Source organism: Flavobacterium magnum, assembly GCF_003055625.1.
In the GTDB taxonomy this organism is placed as follows: domain Bacteria; phylum Bacteroidota; class Bacteroidia; order Flavobacteriales; family Flavobacteriaceae; genus Flavobacterium; species Flavobacterium magnum.
Genome location: NZ_CP028811.1, coordinates 1833602 through 1852026 on the forward strand (window position 1 = coordinate 1833602; position 18425 = coordinate 1852026).

Consider the following 18425-nt stretch of genomic DNA (forward strand, 5'->3'; position numbering starts at 1 on the left):
ATGAAATCCATTTTCGATACCATATCATTCCGCTGCAGCAAAGATGTTACGAAGGCTTACAGCACGTCATTTTCAGCTGCGGTGCGTATGCTTGCACCTTCTATCAGGCAGGATGTGTACAACATTTACGGATTCGTCAGGTTTGCGGATGAAATTGTCGACAGTTTCCACGACTATGATAAGGAGACCCTTTTCAATGCGTTTGAAGAAGATCTTGAAAAAGCGCTGTTTCACAAAATCAGCCTCAATCCGGTGCTCAATGCCTTCCAGCATACCGTCCACAAATACCAGATTCCGATGTCGCTGGTTGAGGCCTTTATGCACAGCATGCGTTTGGACCTCACCAAATCTGTCTATGAAACCAAAGCCGATTACGAGCAGTACATTTACGGCTCAGCGGATGTTGTCGGACTGATGTGTCTCAAAGTGTTTGTGAATGGCAACGAGGACAGATACCACGAACTCGAGTACGCCGCGATGAAGTTGGGATCGGCCTTCCAAAAAGTAAACTTTTTAAGGGATTTGAAGGCAGATCATGAGGAGTTGAACCGCACTTATTTTCCCGGAACCGACCTGAACCAGCTGGACGAGGTATCCAAGCAGCAGATCATTGAAGAAATAGAAGCGGATTTCAAAATAGGGTATGAGGGCATAGCAGGCCTGCCGCTTGAAGCGAAGTTCGGAGTATATACTGCCTATGTGTATTACCGGAAACTGCTTTCCAAGTTGAAAAAAGTTCCGTCCGCTGATTTGAAGACCAAACGCATCCGTGTTCCTGATTATGAGAAATACGGACTTTTTGCCAAATGTTACCTGACGTACAGGTTTAATTTTATTTAATTATGTGGATCCACATCTTCGTTTTTTTTGCGACTTTCTTCTTTATGGAATTTATGGCCTGGTTTAGCCATAAATATATTATGCACGGATTTCTTTGGGTACTGCACGCAGACCATCATAAAAAGGACCATGATTCATGGTTTGAGCGCAATGATGCATTCTTCTTGATTTATGCAGTAATCAGCGTTGGATTTTTCCTGCTTTGGCAATACGATATCCTCAGTATCGGACTCGCAATAGGCTTGGGAATCTTTGTCTACGGCGCTACCTATTTTCTTGTCCACGATATATTTATACACCAAAGATTCAAGATGTTCCGAAACGCCAACAACCGCTATGCAAGAGCGGTTCGCAGGGCGCACAAGATGCACCACAAACATTTAGGGAAGGACCAGGGCGAATGTTTTGGGATGCTTATTGTACCTTTCAAATATTTTAAAAAGTAAAGCACCCTGTTGAGGTGCTTTTCTGATTTACTGTCCTGATTTTGATTGGTTTATTTCATAAGCTTTTTCAATGGCTCGAGCTGCTTCTGATCTATGTCGGCGTTTTTCAGCAACGACAGCAGCGTCATTACCCCGGACGGATCCATATTGTCCCCTAAGACGCGGACTACCGCAATTCCGTTTTCTTTTTTCGCAGCGTAAATGACGAATTCGTCGATGTGCTCGTCGTCTTTTCCGACATAACTTATTGAAGCGCCATCACTTCCAGACCCGACGCGCATCAGCAGTTCGTATTTCTTGTCTTTTAGAAGTGCTTTCAAAGCTTTATTTTCCCGTTCATAGGCTGTGGCTGACACAGAATCCGATTTGAAGAACAGCATATTCATTTTGTCAAAAGTATCCAGGGCTTTTTTCTCTTCGGCGTTCAATTTAAGCTTGTCCATTTTAAAAATCCCGGGCGTCAGGTCCAACACGACGAAATTAGATTTGCCGCTGTGCTTAACGAAGTACTGCTGTAACGATGGTTTGGAATTGCAGCCCGTAAGCAACAGGCCGCAAACCAGTATTATAAAAAAACGTTTCATGTTACTTTTTGCCTTTGGTTCCTTTAGACAGGACATCTCCGCCAGGAAGCTTCATTTTATCGGTCAGAACGGAAATTTCATCGAGGTCAAATTCACCAACCAGCGACAGCAAAACCGTGTCGTCTTTTCCTGAGCCTTCGATGAACATCAGCAATTCTTTGACGATGGTTTCCTTAGCTCCCGATTTGATCATGATCCGGATGTTTTTGCCTTTGTCAGTCACGCGCATCAATTCTTCAAGGCCTGACGATTTGATGTATTTCTCAGTCGTGGACTTCATTTCCTGGGTGGTTTTTTCATTGGTCGTTGTAAACACCCTGAGGTAATCCAGTTTTTTGATCAGGTTCAGGTACTGCTGGGCCTCCTTGTCCTTGCTGTCGACCTTCCCCATCATCTGGAACATCTTCTTGTTGACAATCACCGCCGTAATGTCATCACGGCCGTCGAATTTATCAAAAGTGATCTGGCCGAAGAATAACATGGGCACCAGAAGTGCAGCGTAAACGAACATTTTTTTTGTTGATTTCATGATAACTATTTGTTTTTTAATGAATTGATTTTTCCTGTTTCGATCACCACAGGACGGGCTTTATTGTTTAAAAATGCGTTCTCTTGTATTCTCATACGTTTTAAGATGCTGTATGCCTTCCACACCGGTGTTGACATTCCTTGAAAGCAACGCCAACGCTTTCTTTGTCTCGAGGAAAGCTCTCTCAGGATTGTCATAAGTGCCTAAATCGCGTTGTGGCTTGCTTTGGAAATTAAGGTAAGCGAAACTTCCAATGCTTACCAGCACAATCGCTGCTGCGGCGATTGATATCCACGGATTTCGCTTTCTTTCAGGAATTGGGACGAATTGCAGTTGCTGTGATTTTTCGTTTTCGAAATACCCGAATAATGGCTTGTACATCTCCAATTCCGGAGCAACTTCTGCGGAAGCGAAATATTGGTGAAGCCATTTTTCTTCGGCAACCGTTGTTTCCCCTTCAAAATACTTTTCTAATAACTGGGCTGCTCTATGCGGTTCCATACTGGTGCGTTTTAATAATCTGTTCCTTAATAGTCTTTCGTGCCCTGTTCAGGGTCACTCTCGCTGTCACTTCAGTGATGTCGAGGATTTCAGCGATCTGCGAAAATTCATAGTGTTCGACATCGCGCATGTGGAGTACCAATTTTTGTTGTTCAGGCAGTCGGTTTACAATTTTCCCGATCCATTTCAGGCTGTCTGCCGCCTCGAGGTCCTGCTGGAAATCTTTGCCGTGCAGTGCAAAATCACTGTGGACAATCTGCAGGTGTTTTGTCGCCCTGTTCGATTTGAGCTGGTCAAGGCAATAATTTTTGGTCATCGTCATGGCCAGCGCTTCAATGCTGCGGTAGGCCGCTAACTTTTCATTCATCGCCCAGAGCTTCATGATGACTTCCTGCGTGGCATCTTCCGCTTCTTCATTGCTAATCAGCAAACGCTTCGCAAACCGGAACAATTTGCTCCGTATTGGATTGATGATGGCAATGAAGTCACTCTGGGTCATCTCTGATTGGGTCGGTTATGGGTCAAGACGAGGCCGCCTTATTTTTGTTACATAGAATCAAAAATAAAATTAAAGTATTAAATTTACGTTCACACTTAAATGTGACATTGCTATGAAAAGAACTTATAAATACTTGATTTTGCTGTTTTTTGGCGTGCTTGCGTTTCAGGCATGTGAGGATATGGACGATAAAGTTGCGGCGGCGCCGGAAGGACTCGAAGTCGAAAGCTTTATTTACCGTGGCCTGAACCTTTACTATTTGTGGAAGGCGGACGTACCCGACCTCGCCGACGACCGCTTTGAGAACCAGGAACAGAAAAACGCGTTCCTGGACGCTGCGGGAAGCCCTGAGCAATTGTTCCAGGATCTGCTGTACAAACCGGTGAGCAAATTTCCAAACGACGCTGTTGACCGCTTCAGCGTATTGTTTGACGACTACGTTGCACTGGAAAATCTTTTCGCAGGGGTGACCAAAAATAACGGCGTCGATTTCGGTCTTAAGCGGAAAAATGGCGGCAGTGAGGTTTTCGGCTGGGTACGATACATCATCCCAGGCTCAGATGCTGCAGGAAAGGACATCCATCGCGGTGATATGTTCTATGCTGTCGACGGCGTACCGCTTTATTCGAACAGCCCTACTGACGATAACCTGGATTTATTGGCAAAGGATACCTACACGTTAAGCCTGGCCGATTATGACGGCGGGAATATAACCCCGAACGGACGCACGGTGACCCTGACTAAAACAGAGCTCACTGAGAATCCGGTTTTCGATGCGAGGATTATCCCTGTCGGAAGTCACAAGATTGCGTACCTCGCTTACAATGGATTTACGGCAAATTTCGATTCGCAACTCAATAACGCATTTGGGCAATTCCTTGCCGGTGGCGCCACAGACCTTGTTTTGGATTTACGCTACAATTCAGGTGGCTCTGTACGCACGGCTACGCGGCTGGCGAGTATGATCACCGGGCAGTTCAACGGACAGCTGTTTGCTAAGCAGCAATGGAATGCAGAAGTGCAGGCCGCCTACGAGGAACTGAATCCGCAGGCATTGGTCAATAATTTTACGAATTCGATCGGCAGTGCTGCAATCAACAGCCTGAACCTTACTAAGGTATACATCCTCACCACAAGAGGTACGGCGTCGGCCAGCGAGCTGGTCATTAACGGACTGAAGCCTTACATCGAAGTCGTGCAGATTGGGGACAAGACCACCGGAAAGAATGTGGGGTCAATCACCTTATACGATTCTCCCGCATTGGTCAACAAAGACAATATTTCGACGAAACACAAATACGCGATGCAGCCGTTGGTTTTTAAAACGACCAATGCTGAAGGGTTTGGGGATTATGCCAGCGGACTTGTGCCTACGGTACCGCTTTTGGAAAATTTAGCGAATCTTGGGCAGCTCGGCGATGTCAACGAACCATTGCTAAGCACCGCGATTGGACAGATTACTTCCAGCGGCCGCAGGATATATCGAAATCCTTCAGATCAGACACGGGATTTCAAGGATTCAAAATCCCTCAGGCGCTTCGGTACTGAGATGTATCTTGATGACGTTCCGACAGGTATCATCCGAAAATAGCAGATAAAAAAAGGCTTTCATCAATGGAAAGCCTTTCTTTTTTAGTTGAAATAAAATCCGTTGGGAATCAGGCCGACGGTGAATTGCTGTTGCAGCGTTCCATCAAGCGCGTAAATGAAAGCCTCGCCATCAGAAGCGAAGTTTTTGGCATCGGAAACATAAATGTGATTGTTCTCCGCCGAAAAACCGTATAGAGTAACCGCCTCAGAGGTGAACAAGGGCGTATTGCCAATCGTCAGGGCATCCAATGGCGCAGCAAAGACATCTGAGTTAACGGTAAAAAACAATTTCCCACCCTCAATATCAAGATTTTGTGCGTTCACAAGTGCATCGCCCAATGCAATCGTCCCGATTACCTGATTGTTCTCCAGGTTGATTTTCACAATCCGGCTCGGGTCCTGGTAACTGGAACAAAGTACATACAATACATTGCCGTCTTTCGCCATTGATGTGGGTGATAAGGTGGTTTCCAATGTCGTAATCACCGCCCCGTTTTCCGGATTCATCACGGTAACGGAATGCCCGTCACCGTAATTTCCATTCCCGATGTACAGCCTGCCGTTTTCTTCCACAATCTTATCGGCTATTGCATTAACGGGAAATGTGTTTTCGACTTCGTACGTATCCAGGTTGATGACCGTAACGAAATCATCCGTTAAACTCCCGAACGTGGCCAGATTTGTCACATACGCCTTGCCGTCTAATACCACGCCGTACCTGGGGACTGAAAGATTGCTGTCGATTTTGTCGATGACCTTGAAAGTATAGCGGTTGACGACCGTAATCTTATTCGAGCCGTTCGAAATGATAAACGCCTCATCACCATTGAAGAATATCGATTGTACGTACCCGCCCAATCCGTCGCCTCCATTCTCTGCGCCATATACATTTTGCTGCACGGTGGCCATGTCATCGCCGAAAAATGTGACCGATCCCGCTGTGCCATTGCCTTCATTGACGACCAGGATGCCGTTTTCGTATGCACCCAGTGGCGCCGCACTGTCGGTATCATCACAGGAAACCAGAAACAGGGAACCGGCGAGCAGGGTAAAAAATAATTTTGTGAGCTTCATTGTTTAAAATTTAAGGGTTAGATATAAGTCGATGTTTCGTTGCGGCATATAGCGGCCTTCGACGCTTTGGTAATTTTCGTTCCAAAGGTTCCGGACGTGGCATCCGAGTTTCAAATGGTCTTTTCTGCCGAAATCATAAGCAAGCGCGGCGTCGGTCACGTTGTAGTACGGAACAATCCTGGCGGGATTGTTATCTGTCTGCGTGTAAACCTTATCGGTGAAGAGATGCTGCACAGTGAACGACCACCTCCGAAAGCCATAGCCTGCCGAAGCGGTAATTTTATGAAAAGGCACATAGACCAGTTGTTTGCCAGTAACGGCGTTCTCCGATTGATTGTACGCATACAGGAGGTTCGCCTCAAGCGTGTGCGTGTTGATTTTGGTGTTCCAACGGCAGGCCGTTTCAATGCCGTTGATTTTTACCTTATCGGTATTTTCGGGCGAAAAGACGCCGCCGGCGCGTGGCACCCATCGTATCATGTCCTGAATATCGCTATGGTAAGCGGTGATCGACAAACTGCAATGACCGACTGTTATTTCCTGCCCGATTTCCACCTGAACGGCAGTTTCCGGATGCAGGTCAGGGTTGCCCAAGCCATCCCAATACAGGTCATTGAATGTGGGGATGCGGAAGTTTTTCGACACGTTGCCTTTCAGTTTGTACTTTTCGGAGATGCGATAAAGCGTGCCGAATGAGAACAGCAGCGGACTGTCATAATTGTCCGTAATTTCTTTCCGAAAGCCCAATTCGTATTGAAGTCTTTCCGAAATGCGGTGCGCAAGCAGCAACGAACCCGAAGCGATTTGCCGTTTCTGGCTCACGAGTGATGACACCCATCCCGCATGTTGTGTGAAATCAGCGATGCCATTCAGGCGTATTTTTTCATTTAAGTTAAAAGTCAGGTCGTATCGGCCGTTCAGCGTATTTAATTTGCCGAAAGTATAATCGGCATTTTGTATGTCCTCGTAATATTGGTAGTGCTCCCTGAGCAATGCAATTTTCGACCGGGAAATAAAACGCCCTGCAAAATGATCCCATTCCAGCAAATACCAGCTATTCGAGTCGCGGTATTTTGTTTTGCTGTCCGAAGGGGAAATCAATGCAAAATGGCGTCCGCCTTCATATAACCGCGTGTGAAACTTGATGAAATCATTTGCGCCAAATTGGTAGCCCGCATTCGCGTTGAAGCCCAAATTCCGGAATTGACCATTCCGATTTTCAAAAGTATGGCCGGCATTACGGTAGTCGTTGGATGATGCATTTGCCGAAAAACCGGTTTGAAGACTGAATTTTTTTGTCCCAAACTGCAGTCGGTACGCCAAAGCCGCCGTATTGAAACTTCCGTACGCCGCACGGACACTTTGCGAGAGTGATTTTCCGAAGACCACCTCATTGTTCAGGCTTATGGCCCCGCCAATCGCGCTGCTGCCATACAGTACGCTTCCGCCACCGCCACGTACGACAATAGTATTAAAATCGGATCCCGAAATCGTGTTGAAGTCCATTTGCCCGTTCAGCTGGGAATTTACGTTAATGCCGTTCCAGATCACGCTGGTCTGCTGCGCTGTAGTCCCGCGAAAAGAAGGCGAAGAGACCATGCCCAGGCCATTCTCCTTAAAGTAAAGGAACGTGTTGCGGCTCAATAAGCCCGTAAGCGAAGGCGGATTCGCTTCAATTATGGAATCGCGTAGGATTATGACCGACTGCGACTGACTGAAATGCTTCAATTGCGCGTCGGAAATGACGACTTCCTCCAACGCAATGGGCTGCTGCTGCGCGACAACGTTTCGGCACAGCAAAAACAAAAAAAATAAAAAAGCGTATCTGCAAGTCATTATCCAGCCTTTCTTCCCGAAGGCGCGGTATTGGTTAACGAAAAAGGCAGGTCTCCTGGCTTGCGTCCTGTTGCTGGCCTTCCCGGAAAAAATCCAGTGGCAATGCGGTACAACAGGCTTTATAGCTTACAGTTGCGGGAACAGCTCAGGCCTTAAACCTGATTCCCTTTTAATGCGGCTGCTGAAAGGCAGCAACCACAACCTCAATCGGCGGCAAATATAGCGCGAATATTGCGATTATGAAATTTGCAGGCCGGATTCTTTAAAAAAACTACCTTTACATTTACCTTTGCCCAGCTTTGAAACGTGCCGAATGAAAAGAAACTTCCTTAAATTATTATTGCTGCTGCTGGTTTCCGTGACTTTCTCGTGCGCGAAAAACGGGAAACCGGTTACTCAGGAATTGCCGCAGCACCCAAATGCAATTAAGTATGCCAGGGGGCTCGCCATTTATCACTATGACGGTTTTTCAATCGTTAAGGTTTCCAATCCCTGGCCAAAGGCGACAAAGGATTATACCTACGTACTTTATAAAACAAACACGGTCGTCCCGGACAGTCTCAGGCAGTTCACAGCGGTGCAGGTTCCTGTCAAATCGATTGTGGTGACTTCGACCACGCACATTCCGTCGCTCGATATGCTGGGTGTTGAGAATTCGCTTGCGGGTTTCCCAAATCTGGACTACATTTCTTCTGAAAAAATCCGCAAACGCATCGACCAGGGCAAGATCAGGGAATTGGGATCCAACCAAAACCTGAATACCGAAGTACTCATCGGACTGTCGCCTGACGTCATTATCGGCTATGGCATCGACAACAACAATCCTACTTTAGACAACCTGCAACGCGCCGGATTGAAGGTATTGCTGAATGGGGATTGGAATGAACAAACCCCTTTGGGAAAAGCCGAGTGGATCAAGTTCTTCGGCGTTTTGTATGGCAAAGAAGCCGCCGCGGACCGATTGTTTGAAACCATCGAGAATGACTACAATTGCACTATGGCTCTGGTACGCAAAACCAAAAACCGGCCGTCAGTCCTTGCCGGTGCCGTATACGAAAACCATTGGTATCTGCCGGAAGGGAACAGCTGGGGGGCGCAGTTTATCGGACAGGCAGGCGGTACCTACCTGTGGGCTGGTTCTAAAGGAACGGGAAGCCTGTCACTGCCCTTCGAAGTCGTATTCGACAAGGCGCAGCACGCCGCATTCTGGATTGGGCCCGGCCAATTTACATCACTAAAGGAAATGGCGGACGCCAATGCCAATTACAAGGCTTTTGATGCGTATAAAAACAGGAACATATATTCTTTCAGCTCCAAAAAAGGAAAGACCGGTGGCATCGTTTTCTATGAACTTGCACCAAACCGGCCTGATCTCGTACTGCGGGATATGGTAAAAATCCTGCATCCGGAATTGCTGCCGGAATACAAACTTTATTTTTTCGAAAAACTTCGGTGATGGGTAACGCCGAGCGAAGATACATTCCCTTATTTATGCTGCTTTTGGTGGTATTGGTACTGTTTTTCCTGCTCGATATCAGTCTGGGGCCACTCAAAATCCCGATCGCTGAGGTATTCCGAAGCCTGACGGGACAAACCGTTTCAAAAGATGCCTGGAAATTCATCATCCTCGATTACCGCCTCCCTAAAGCCATTACCGCAACGCTTGTTGGAATGGGGCTGTCTGTCAGTGGTTTGCTGATGCAGACATTGTTCAGAAATCCGCTTGCCGGGCCTGATGTACTCGGACTAAGCTCAGGTTCGGGCCTTGGTGTCGCATTTGTGATTATGGGAGCCGGATTGCTTCCGGGCGTCGCTGGCCTGTTCCTGCTGTCATCCTACGGTCTTATCCTCGCCTCCTGCCTGGGAAGTTTTCTGGTGTTGCTGACGCTTTTGATGGTGGCCGGAAAATTGCGCGATACGTCGGCCACGCTGATTGTCGGCCTGATGTTTGGGAGTTTCAGTAGTGCGGTTGTTGGAGTCCTGACTTACTTCAGTACGGCAGAACAGTTGCAAAAATATACATTTTGGGCCCTGGGCAATCTCGGCAACCTTTCCCGAACGTCAATTACCGTTCTGGCAACAGCAGTGTGTGTCGGACTCATTTTGGCTGTAGCCAGTATTAAATCCCTGAATGCGATGCTGCTGGGTGAAAATTATGCACGCAGCCTGGGACAGGATTTAAGGAAGTCACGATTACTGGTTATACTTTCCACATCAATTTTAGCGGGCAGCATCACCGCGTTTGCCGGCCCAATCGCATTTATCGGGCTCGCGGTGCCCCACATTGCGAAAATGGTTTTCCAGACGAGCGAGCACAGGATCCTGTTCTGGGCCACATTATTGTCTGGTGGGCTTATCATGCTGCTGTGCGACATGTTGTGCCAGTTCCCGGGATCCGAAACGCTGTTGCCGATCAATGCCATTACCTCCATCATTGGGGCACCGGTTGTTGTCTGGCTCGTCATCCGCAAACGTAAAATCCTGAACTGATGGAACAAAAAGGTATACTTTACGCCGAGAATCTGAGTATAGGTTATGCTTCGAAGAAAAATAGTGTTGTCGTGGCTTCGGGAATCAATTTCCGACTTTCGAAAGGTACGCTCGTGGCACTCGCCGGCGCAAACGGTATCGGCAAGTCAACATTGCTCCGAACCATCACAGGCATTCAGGCTCCCTTAAGCGGCAACGTTACTTTGGCCGGCAAACCGTTACACGATTATCCCGCGTCGGATTTGGCGCAGCAAATCAGTCTGGTACTCACAGAAAAATTGCCGCCGGGCAACCTGACCGTATATGAGATAATTGCCCTTGGAAGGCAGCCATACACCAATTGGCTCGGCAGCCTGTCGCCGGAAGACGAAATAAAAGTTGATGAGGCGGTAGCGCTGACCGGCGTTTCGGGATTGCTGTCAAAGAAACACCATGAAATCAGCGATGGACAGCTGCAAACCGTGATGATTGCACGTGCCCTGGCGCAGGATACGCCAATAATTGTGATGGATGAGCCTACAACGCATCTCGACCTGCCGCATAAAATTCACCTGTTTAAACTGCTTAAAAAGCTAACTGCCGAAGCGGGAAAGTGCATTCTTTTCTCCACGCACGACATTGAACTGGCTATGGAAATGGGCGATGAGATGATTGTGATGACTGAGCGGGCATTATTACAGGATGCGCCGGAGAAACTCATCGGGAGTGGCATTTTCAACCAACTTTTTGCCAATGATGGTATTCGGTTCGACGCTGAAAAACGCCGATTTGTCGCCGATTAGTTTTCAAGTGAGTGCGCAAATCCCTATCTTTGAGAGAAACGCCAGATATGAAAAAGCTATTCCTTTTACTCGCATTATGCAGCTGCGCCCTTGTTTCGGCGCAGATAAAAATGGAACTCACGCCATCAGGTTTTGCCCCGGTTGAAAGCCCACTGCCCGCCGCCCCGGTCTCGAACCTTATTGAAACCGCGAAAGGTTGGGCTTACAATTACAACCGCAAAAATGTGGATGTGTATGACGTCACTGAAAATTCCCTTAAAATAGACGGACTCAAGGACAACGGGTTTTACTATATTAACCGCGGACAAAAATATGTCTTCAAGATAAAATATACACTGGGTGTGGTTTTCGATGAAAAAACATACAAGGTCACGTTGATTGTCAAGGAAATTCTGGGTAAGGATGACAAACCGCAGCAATCTACGCTCGCCGACTACTTCACGTCAGACGGGAAAATCAAGGAAGATTACACCGAAATGCTCCCATCGCTTGAATATACCGCGTCGCAGCTTGTCGGAAATTTTATCGAAACGATCTCGCGGAGCAATTAGCTTTCCGTCGTTATGATATTGTGCTTTTCCCAGGCGGACTATGACGCTGCTTCGCCACGTTTACATCCGAAACAAATTCCGCATCTATACGCCATATGAATGATATGGAACGGCTGCGAATAGGCGTATCCCATCCCATTGCCTCCGCTTTATTTTCCCTTGAGCAGGTTGATGCTCACTGTTGCCGTATCATTGTCGGGGAAACGACGGAACACGTCGGGATCCGGGAATAGGCCGGCTTCCGAAGCAATGCGGTTGAACACTTCAATTTCGACGATGTACTGGTCTGAAAAACCGTGGGTGGCATCATACGCCGTAGCTGCGGTTTTTCCCAGATGCGATGCCGTGAGGGCCGGTGAAATGGTGTGCAATTCTATCAGCAGCAAACCAAATTTACTTACATAAGGAGACCATTTCTGGATGTGCTCATAAAGATTGTCTTCTACCAGGCTATTGGAAATACGCTTTCCACGGTGTGCAAAGGCGCCCGTTGAGGTGCTCACACGGCCTGCGGTGACGTGTTTGGGTTCCTCCCAGATGCGGTTATGGTCGAGGAAAGTCCTTACATTAAGCAAATCTTTCAAATCAATCGAATAATTTTCCATCAGGTCGGCGGCCAGGACGTCCGGCCTGCCAATGTCCCCCCAAATCACCTTCGCCCAGATATCTGCTTTGATCAGGTTTGCACGCGTGACCTTAAGTGCCGCCTGGTTGTAATCGACCCCTACGAGGAATAAGGGATGTTCATCGAGCATTTTTCCACGCAATGTCTGCCGGTCAATCACTTCAAATATGTGTTGTAAAAAAGCGCCGTTCCCGCAACCCATATCAAGAATGCCTTTCGGTTGCTGTTCTATAGGCAGGTTGAAAAGGCGGATCAGGATTTCGTCCACGACCTTGAAATAGGTATCGTGCGCGCCGCCACTTCCCCAGACATTCATCTCACGGTCTACATGGATTTCCTCGCTGCCGTCAGGCTGCATCCGCAGAATCGCAGGATTGCCGAACATCAGCTCTTCGATTTTGGCAAATGTCGGAAGGTAGGAAACCGTCACGCCATAAGCAGACGCTTTTTTCGCAAAAAACAAACCGGTTTCGGTAAACTGGTAATTTCCGTTTTTTTCGGTAAACCATCCCAGAAATACCATAAAATCGAGGATTTTCCTGAACTGATCCGGCGAGCGGTGGTACTCATCCGGACTGAACGAAGTTTCCATAAAATATTTATGGAACATACCATTCATACCCAACCGAACCAATGTCGGGCCAATGAGGTAGCCTTCCACATGTTTCAGGATTTGCTGCTGCAGCGTGTTTTCGATCGGCTCAGCGGACGGCTGCAGACCATAGCCGGCTTTGTATTTGTCCAGGATCGCGTCCAGCTTGCGGAACGGTTCCTCTTCGAAAATCCTCGGATGAAAACTCGAGGAGAAATGCAACAGCTCGACAACATCTTCATATAAATGGAATAGCGAAAATGCCGACGCGCTGTTGCTGTTGGTACTGAACGAAATCGTGTCGGTCGCGTTGTCGATATGGTAATCCAAAAATCCCTGGGAAGCAAGGATCCGAAGTCCTACATTAAGGTATCCTTCGTTAGCATGGAAAGTGGAAACCAGTTCCGACAGTGTCGCTTTTTGATGCTGGATCAGGTAGTCGGTAATCCCTTTCTTTTTCAAGGCGACGGCAACGGGCGCGGTGGCCAATCCGTCGAGATGCCTGAAGATTGTGCTGCGAAGTTCATTTTTGTTTATCATACATTGGACTGTTGGTTGCCAAATATATAAAAATTTAAACTTATGGCAGGAAATTATGCAAATCTGAGGAGTAGGAAATCGTTTGCGTAAAACGAATCTTATGGCACGGAAATCTGCCTTTTGGCTTCACCGAGTACGAATGCGACCGCGTTAGCCAGATTGAAACTGCGTACCAGTGGCGAAATCGGGATTTTCAGATGATTTGGAAAACGGGATAGTATTTGCGGGCCAAGTCCTGCACTTTCCTTACCGAAAACCAGCCAGTCGCCATCGCGGAATGTATTGTCGAGATAGCTCGTTTCCGCATGCGAGCTGAACAGGAAAATGCGTGAGGGATCAGGAACCGTTTCAAGCCATTCCTCAATATTCTGGTAATCCGTCCAATCCAGGTGCACCCAATAGTCCAGCCCGGCCCGTTTTACGCTGCTGTCAGTAATCTTAAATCCAAAAGGATGGATCAGGTGCAGCCGGCTTTCGGTGCCCACGCACAAACGTCCGATGTTGCCGGTGTTGTTCGGGATTTCAGGTTCTACGAGGACAATATTCAGCATGTTAAGGATTGTAATATTTATTCGGTAAAGTCAAGGTCTGTGTTGTGCGTCTCAGGAATGGTCAGTGTAGCGTAAATCCCGAGAGCAAACGCGGCAAAACCCACAATGGCCGCCGCTGCCACAACCCCTTGCGACGGTTTGAGACAATCAAAAATAATAATCATCACCGGTACGAGCCCGCGCACCATATTGGGTACGGTCGTCGTGGCGGTGCTGCGTATGTTGGTCCCGAATTGCTCTGCCGCCACGGTGACAAACATCGCCCAGTACCCCGTTCCGAGGCCCAGCCAGGCACAAAAAAAATAATAGCCATGCTCCGTGGACGCCATGCCGGAAAGCATCAGGATCACACCCAATAGCGTGAAGAGTGTCATGAACAATATTGCTTTTTTGCGCGAGTGCAGTGCGTGTGAAATCCATCCGCTGGCAAAATCCCCCACTGATATCCCGATATACGCCCACATGATGGCTTTGCCGGGCGCAATGTCTTTGATACCCATCGCCGGGGCGAACTGGTTGGCCAGCATCGCCAGTATTCCTACGCAAAACCACGTCGGCAGCCCGATTGCAATGCACTTTAGGTATTTTATAAATCGTTTCCTATTGGTAAAAAACGATAAGAAGTTGCCTTTTTGAATGTCAGATGCCGCAATGTCTTTATACACCCCGCTTTCAAGCACTCCCACACGGAGCAGCAATAGGACCAGTCCCAATGCACCGCCAATGAAATAAGCGATGGTCCAATTTCCCGCAAGCTCGACGGTAAGTTGCGCCACGACGGCACCAAGTAAACCAAACCCGGCGACAATCGAGGTCCCGATGGCGCGCAACTCTTTGGGCAGGCTCTCAGAAACGAGGGTAATGCCGGCACCAAGTTCTCCGGCCAGCCCGATGCCGGCGACGAAACGCAATGCGGCGTACAATGCAGACTTATCGGCTATATTGATCTGCGGCAAAAAACCGCACGCGATATTGGCAAGGGAGTACACTAAAATTGATCCGAAAAGCACCGAGAGCCGCCCTTTCTTATCACCGATGATGCCCCACAGGATGCCTCCGAGCAGCAGTCCGACCATCTGGTAGTTGATAATCATCGTACCCACGGTATCTACGTTAAGGTTTAGGCTTTCGAGGCTCGGCACACGGACGATACCGAAAAGCAGCAGATCGTAGATATCCACAAAATAGCCCAAAGCGGCTACGATGACGGGAAAACCGAGCAGGTAGCGGGTTTTTTCTTTGAAGGTCATTTCTTGCATGGGGTAAAAGTAGTGACAAAGTTGGAAAGTTGCAAAGCGGGGGCTTTTTGAAATTCCGGTTACTAGTCCGAGATGCATGCGAGAAGGTACAGCCTGCATCACATCAACTGCATTTTGGGAGTAAGAGTGACCCTGCAGCGAAGAAAACTTTGTAACTTTGGCGCTTAAAACCTGAAAACAAATGGAAGTAAAAGACAGCAATGGAAACATCCTCAGCGATGGTGATTCGGTGACCGTAATCAAGGACCTGAAAGTACGCGGCTCTTCAGACGTGATCAAAAGGGGAACCATGGTAAAAAATATCCGCCTGACGGATGATCCCGCAGAAATTGACTGTCGTGTCAATAAAACCGCTATGGTTTTGCGAACCGAATTTGTAAAAAAGGCATAAAAAAACCACAGTTCCCACTGTGGTTCCTGATTTTTATCAGCCTACTGCCTCGGCTGCACAGCAATCGGCAGGTTGTAGATTGTTCGTACGGGCTGCCCGGCGATGCTTCCCGGAATCCATTTGGTCTTCATCGATTTCAGTACACGGATGGCCTCCTTATCCATGCCGTAACCCGGGTTCCTGACGATTTTGATGTTCGAAATCGTGCCGTCTTTTTCCACGACAAAGGAAACCAGGACTTTTACGGCTTCATTGCCGCTCTCCTCCGCGTCCGGGGCCTTGAAATTATCTGCGATGTATTTGCGGAATTTATTGATTCCGCCAGGGTATTCCGGCATCTTGTCCACTGCGATGTAGGGGGCTTCACCTGCCGAAGGCGTTGCGGGCGTCACAGTAGCCGGCTCATTACCGCCCCCGCCTGGTACACCGGCAACCGCTGTATCTGTGCCTGAGTTCCCGGGGTCGGAAGCAGGAGTGCTGTTTACGCCTTCAGCCAGATTTGGTGTTTCGTGCGGCATGTCTGTAACTACAGGGCGGTCATTGAGTACAGGCTGTTCCGGCTTTGGAATTTCTGCAGGCGGTGTCGCAGGGTTGGATTTAGGCGTTTCAGGGATTTTCGGTTCTAAAGTTATCGGAACAACGTCGTCAAAACCCTCCGGGATGATAGGCGGTGTCGCAGGCGCTTTACTGAAGGAACTCAGAAAATAGGGTAAAAGTGATAAGGCAGTGATCAGGCACAGGCCAAGAAAGAAGGCTTTGAGCGTCGTTTTTGGATTTTCACGACGCAGTTGGTACGCGCCGTAGGATTTGTTTTTGCCTTCAAAAACAAGGTTGATCCAAGAGGTTTCGAAAATACTTGATCCGGACATAATTCTCATTGTTAAGGTTAAGTATTTTCATGCCATAAGTGACTGGATTTTAAAACATAACGGCAGTTGCTTTCAGGATATTGTAAGAAAAAGGGAATTTTGGTCAGATTTTTTGCTACAGTTGGTTGCAGCCGCAATGCGTACCTTAGCGACGTTCCTGAATAATTTCCGCGAGTAATTTTTTGGCGCGCAACAGCTTAATTTTTACGTTGCTCAGCGGTTCACCAATCTTATCTGAAATCTCCTGGTAGCTCATCTCCTGGAAATAGCGAAGCTGGATCACTTCCTGGTAATGTGGCTTGAGTTCCTTAATGAAACGCAGCAGTTGGGAGAGGTTTTGTTCGGTAATCAACTCATCTTCGGCCGAAGGTGCCGTATCGGCCACGTTGTAAGCCTGGTGGTCTTCTTCGTCTGTGATTTCTATAAATAGAGACGATTTTTTTTTCCGGAGCAAATCGATGTGGACATTTTTAGCGATAGCAATCAGCCAGGTACTGAATTTGAATTCCGGGTTGTAGGTCGCGATTTTATCAAAAGCTTTCGAAAAGGTTTCTATCGTAATGTCCTCTGCGTCGGTTTCATTTTCAGTACGTTTCAGCATAAAACCGTACACCTCGTTCCAGTAGCGATCCAGGAGAAAAGTGAACGCGACTTGGTCGCCCTGCTTGGCTTTGTCGATATATGGCTTTATTTCCAATGTACGGGTTTTGAAAAAAGATTGGTGATAAAGATATTCAATTGCGTGAATACCACCACCATTTCAATAACCGGATACCAGACCATCACATCTTTTTCCTTTAATTTTCCCGCGGCAAAGCCCAGCGTAAGCCAGGTAAACAAGTAGCGGAAACCGATAATGGCCGTAACGGCAATCCATTCAAACTGGAACGCCAACAATATTACAGGAAGTATCAGGAAAGACAATTGCGTGGCATAGAAAAGGCCTAGTTGCAGCTTATCGCTTGATTTGTAGTGTTTTGCGGTGGAAATGTGCCGTCTTTTTTGGGTAAACCAAGAACCGAAAGTCGTCTTTGGCCTTGAATATGTAAAACTTTCCGGCGCGTAGCACACCGTGGTGTTTTTGCCGTGCGCCACCTGATTTACGAAAAGATCGTCGTCGCCGGAACGGATTTTCAAATGGTCACGGTAGCCATCGACTTTGAAAAACTCTTCCCGTTTGTAGGCCAGATTCCGCCCCACACCCATGAATGGTCGTCCGATGCGGGCCCAGGAAAAGTACTGCGTGGCCGCGAGCAGCGTTTCAAAGCGGATGATCTTATTCAGGAACGAGTTCGGGATTTTTTCGTAAGCGCCGTAACCGAGTACAATCGTTTTTTGCAGGGTAAAATGCGAACTCATCTCAGTAATCCAATTTCTGGAAGTAGGATAACAGTCGGCATCGGTGAACAACAGGTATTCTTTCCTGGCAGCCTTAATGCCGAGTGTGAGCGCAAATTTCTTATTGCCCCAAAAGGCTTCGTTGTTGGCGACCTTTACCAGGCGGACGTTTTTATATTGCCGTTCAAACTCTTCAAAAACCTCGAGCGTATTGTCAAAAGACGCATCGTCGATGAGTACGATTTCATAGTCCGGGTAGTTTTGTTCGGCGAGCAGCGGGATGTACTTCGCAACATTTTCTTCCTCGTTTTTAGCACAAACGATGACCGAAACCGGGATTTTTTTCGGATTGTTCTGCTTCGGCTTTACAAATGCGAGTTTGCCGAATATAAGCACATAATATATGAACTGGATTGCGACGACGCCGATAAAAGCGAAAAAGATTAGCTGTAGCATAACTATCCTGAAGGCTGTTAAATTTTTTGCAAAGGTACAATTACATCACCAATATAAAAAGCGGTTTCTTTCAAATCGATAC

Annotated in this window: 20 protein-coding genes and 1 riboswitch; of the genes, 8 read left to right on the forward strand and 12 right to left on the reverse strand. The window is 47.6% G+C overall.

Annotation, left to right across the window (positions count from 1 at the left end):
* Entirely contained in the window at positions 1-840 is an 840-nt protein-coding gene (locus HYN48_RS07475) for a phytoene/squalene synthase family protein (RefSeq protein ID WP_108370514.1), read from the forward strand.
* Between the two features lie 2 nt (positions 841-842).
* Entirely contained in the window at positions 843-1286 is a 444-nt protein-coding gene (locus HYN48_RS07480; RefSeq protein ID WP_108370515.1) for a sterol desaturase family protein, read from the forward strand.
* Between the two features lie 50 nt (positions 1287-1336).
* On the opposite strand, the gene HYN48_RS07485 is transcribed toward HYN48_RS07480, so the two are convergent.
* From HYN48_RS07485 to HYN48_RS07500, 4 genes are read right to left on the reverse strand one after another with little or no spacing between them, the layout of a single operon-like run.
* Positions 1337-1870, reverse strand: a complete 534-nt coding sequence (locus tag HYN48_RS07485; RefSeq protein ID WP_108370516.1) for a DUF4252 domain-containing protein — start codon at positions 1868-1870, stop codon at positions 1337-1339.
* A gap of 1 nt (position 1871) precedes the next feature.
* A complete protein-coding gene (locus HYN48_RS07490) occupies positions 1872-2399 on the reverse strand; it encodes a DUF4252 domain-containing protein (protein WP_108370517.1) in 528 nt (175 codons plus the stop codon).
* A gap of 60 nt (positions 2400-2459) precedes the next feature.
* Entirely contained in the window at positions 2460-2900 is a 441-nt protein-coding gene (locus HYN48_RS07495) for a hypothetical protein (RefSeq protein ID WP_108370518.1), read from the reverse strand.
* Positions 2887-3399 carry an RNA polymerase sigma factor gene (locus HYN48_RS07500; RefSeq protein WP_108370519.1) on the reverse strand — a complete coding sequence of 171 codons (513 nt, stop codon included), beginning with the start codon at positions 3397-3399 and terminating at the stop codon, positions 2887-2889. Before HYN48_RS07500 ends, HYN48_RS07495 begins: the two co-directional genes overlap by 14 nt.
* Positions 3400-3511: 112 nt before the next feature.
* Between HYN48_RS07500 and HYN48_RS07505 the strand changes: the two genes are divergently transcribed.
* Positions 3512-4990 (forward strand): S41 family peptidase, encoded by a 1479-nt coding sequence (locus HYN48_RS07505; RefSeq protein WP_108370520.1) that lies wholly within the window; start codon positions 3512-3514, stop codon positions 4988-4990.
* 41 nt (positions 4991-5031) lie between these two features.
* Here the strand turns inward: HYN48_RS07505 and HYN48_RS07510 are convergent, their stop codons facing one another.
* A complete protein-coding gene (locus tag HYN48_RS07510; RefSeq protein WP_108370521.1) occupies positions 5032-6063 on the reverse strand; it encodes a DUF5074 domain-containing protein in 1032 nt (343 codons plus the stop codon).
* A gap of 3 nt (positions 6064-6066) precedes the next feature.
* Positions 6067-7863, reverse strand: a complete 1797-nt coding sequence (locus tag HYN48_RS07515; RefSeq protein WP_181248435.1) for a TonB-dependent receptor plug domain-containing protein — start codon at positions 7861-7863, stop codon at positions 6067-6069.
* 64 nt (positions 7864-7927) lie between these two features.
* A riboswitch (cobalamin riboswitch) is annotated at positions 7928-8120 on the reverse strand.
* Positions 8121-8212: 92 nt separating this feature from the next.
* Between HYN48_RS07515 and HYN48_RS07520 the strand changes: the two genes are divergently transcribed.
* Genes HYN48_RS07520 through HYN48_RS07535 form a run of 4 tightly spaced genes read left to right on the forward strand, consistent with a single transcriptional unit; the run spans position 8213 to position 11722 of the window.
* Positions 8213-9355: an ABC transporter substrate-binding protein gene (locus HYN48_RS07520; protein WP_108370522.1), complete on the forward strand. Its 1143-nt coding sequence runs from the start codon at positions 8213-8215 to the stop codon at positions 9353-9355.
* Complete coding sequence (locus tag HYN48_RS07525; protein ID WP_108370523.1) at positions 9355-10389, forward strand: iron ABC transporter permease; 1035 nt, start codon at positions 9355-9357, stop codon at positions 10387-10389. The genes HYN48_RS07520 and HYN48_RS07525 overlap by 1 nt, the downstream gene beginning before the upstream one ends.
* A complete protein-coding gene (locus HYN48_RS07530; RefSeq protein WP_108370524.1) occupies positions 10389-11171 on the forward strand; it encodes an ABC transporter ATP-binding protein in 783 nt (260 codons plus the stop codon). The genes HYN48_RS07525 and HYN48_RS07530 overlap by 1 nt, the downstream gene beginning before the upstream one ends.
* A gap of 47 nt (positions 11172-11218) precedes the next feature.
* Complete coding sequence (locus tag HYN48_RS07535; protein ID WP_108370525.1) at positions 11219-11722, forward strand: hypothetical protein; 504 nt, start codon at positions 11219-11221, stop codon at positions 11720-11722.
* A gap of 149 nt (positions 11723-11871) precedes the next feature.
* Here HYN48_RS07535 and HYN48_RS07540 read toward each other — a convergent pair whose 3' ends face one another.
* The 3 genes from HYN48_RS07540 to HYN48_RS07550 all read right to left on the reverse strand — a co-directional run bounded on the left by HYN48_RS07540 (position 11872) and on the right by HYN48_RS07550 (position 15289).
* Complete coding sequence (locus tag HYN48_RS07540) at positions 11872-13479, reverse strand: class I SAM-dependent methyltransferase (RefSeq protein ID WP_108370526.1); 1608 nt, start codon at positions 13477-13479, stop codon at positions 11872-11874.
* A 98-nt stretch (positions 13480-13577) separates the two neighbouring features.
* Positions 13578-14030: a tRNA (cytidine(34)-2'-O)-methyltransferase gene (locus HYN48_RS07545; protein ID WP_108370527.1), complete on the reverse strand. Its 453-nt coding sequence runs from the start codon at positions 14028-14030 to the stop codon at positions 13578-13580.
* 17 nt (positions 14031-14047) lie between these two features.
* On the reverse strand, positions 14048-15289 hold the full coding sequence (locus tag HYN48_RS07550; protein ID WP_108370528.1) for an MFS transporter: 1242 nt from the start codon (positions 15287-15289) through the stop codon (positions 14048-14050).
* A gap of 181 nt (positions 15290-15470) precedes the next feature.
* Here HYN48_RS07550 and HYN48_RS07555 point away from each other — a divergent pair, with 181 nt between their 5' ends.
* Positions 15471-15680: a zinc ribbon domain-containing protein YjdM gene (locus tag HYN48_RS07555; protein ID WP_108370529.1), complete on the forward strand. Its 210-nt coding sequence runs from the start codon at positions 15471-15473 to the stop codon at positions 15678-15680.
* Positions 15681-15721: 41 nt separating this feature from the next.
* On the opposite strand, the gene HYN48_RS07560 is transcribed toward HYN48_RS07555, so the two are convergent.
* The 3 genes from HYN48_RS07560 to HYN48_RS07570 form a co-directional block, all read right to left on the reverse strand.
* On the reverse strand, positions 15722-16549 hold the full coding sequence (locus HYN48_RS07560) for an energy transducer TonB (protein WP_181248436.1): 828 nt from the start codon (positions 16547-16549) through the stop codon (positions 15722-15724).
* A gap of 145 nt (positions 16550-16694) precedes the next feature.
* A complete protein-coding gene (locus HYN48_RS07565; protein ID WP_108370531.1) occupies positions 16695-17246 on the reverse strand; it encodes an RNA polymerase sigma factor in 552 nt (183 codons plus the stop codon).
* Positions 17237-18343: a glycosyltransferase gene (locus HYN48_RS07570; protein ID WP_108370532.1), complete on the reverse strand. Its 1107-nt coding sequence runs from the start codon at positions 18341-18343 to the stop codon at positions 17237-17239. Before HYN48_RS07570 ends, HYN48_RS07565 begins: the two co-directional genes overlap by 10 nt.
* Positions 18344-18425: the final 82 nt, after the last annotated feature.